Genomic DNA, 1,372 nt, shown 5'->3' with positions numbered 1-1,372 from the left:
GAGACTGTAAAATAGTTTGTGTAAGGATGAATAATTCCTTAAATTTATTTCTTAAAACATTAGAAAAAGGAGTTCCTTTCTCGTATGATTGGTTTGAACAAAAAAACACATACAGAAAGAAGAACTCCTTCATGAATGATTTTACCAAAAATATAGCACAAGCTCTATTCAATCAAGACAAAATAAACGATTTATTGCGCAAAGAACTCCAGCAAGCAGTTAATGACCTATTAGAGGCTGAACTGACTGCGTTTTTAGGCTATGATCCTTATGCCAGAGCTGGCTGGAATACAGGCAATTCACGCAATGGTGCTTACTTTCGCAAGGTTGATACGCAATTTGGCGAGATTAAAATTCAGGTGCCTAGGGATCGTAACGGCATGTTTCATCAGCACACGCTCCCTGACTACAAGCAGCACTCCAATGTCTTGGAAAGCATGATTATCAAGCTATATTCCAAAGGCGTAACCACTAGAGAAATAGCCGACTTGATTGAAAAGATGTATGGCAGTCATTACAGCCCAGCTCAGGTATCTAACATCTCCAAGCAGATGATTCCAAAAGTCGAGGCCTATCATCAGCGCAAATTCAGTGACAAGTTCTTCTGCGTTTATTTGGACGCTACCTACATTCCTTTGCGTCGCATAACCTTTGATCGTGAAGCAGTTTATATTGCCATTGGCATCAAGCCTAATGGTCACAAGGAAGTCATCGATTACCGCATTGCTCCCAGCGAAAACGTCGAGAATTGGACGGAAATGCTTCAAGACATGAAGTCTCGCGGTCTAGAACAGGTTGAGCTCTTTCTTTCAGATGGCGTTGTGGGCATGAAGACAGTGCTGGAGCAGACTTATCCGAAAGCTCATTTTCAACGCTGTCTAGTTCATGTCATGCGCAATATTTGCGCTAAAGTACGCGTAGATGATCGCGAAACGATCATGAATGAATTCAAGCAAATTCATCAACAGCCAAATAAGGAAGCCGCGATCAAAGTCTTGCACGCCTTCTATGACAAGTGGAACAGAGCGTACAACCATGTCATCAGAAATCTCAAAGAGATTGAACCTGATCTGCTAGTCTTTTACAGCTATCCTAAGCAGATCAGGGCTTCAATTTACTCTACCAATATGATCGAATCCTTTAACAACGTTATCAAGCGTAAAGCTAAGCCTAAAGCAGAGTTTCCAACTGAACAGTCGCTTAATACTTTTATTGGCATTCAGGCAATGAGCTACAACGAACGCTATTTCAATCGAATCCACAAAGGCTTTGGTCAGGTTCAGGATACCTTAGAATCCTACTTTGATTAAATAAAAGATTAAAAAATCAATCTACGAGAAAAATCTATTTACACAAAAAATTTGACAGTTTC

1 protein-coding gene is annotated in these 1,372 nt (G+C 40.3%); it reads left to right on the top strand.

What is annotated here, in order from left to right:
* Window positions 1-131 precede the first annotated feature (131 nt).
* Window positions 132-1,310: an IS256 family transposase gene (locus ACNDLV_RS05560; protein ID WP_006587734.1), complete on the top strand. Its 1,179-nt coding sequence runs from the start codon at window positions 132-134 to the stop codon at window positions 1,308-1,310.
* Window positions 1,311-1,372 lie beyond the last annotated feature (62 nt).

This window comes from Lactobacillus fornicalis, from assembly GCF_055362665.1.
Note: the sequence above shows the minus strand (reverse complement) of the source record. Positions and strands in the feature narration are given on the sequence as shown.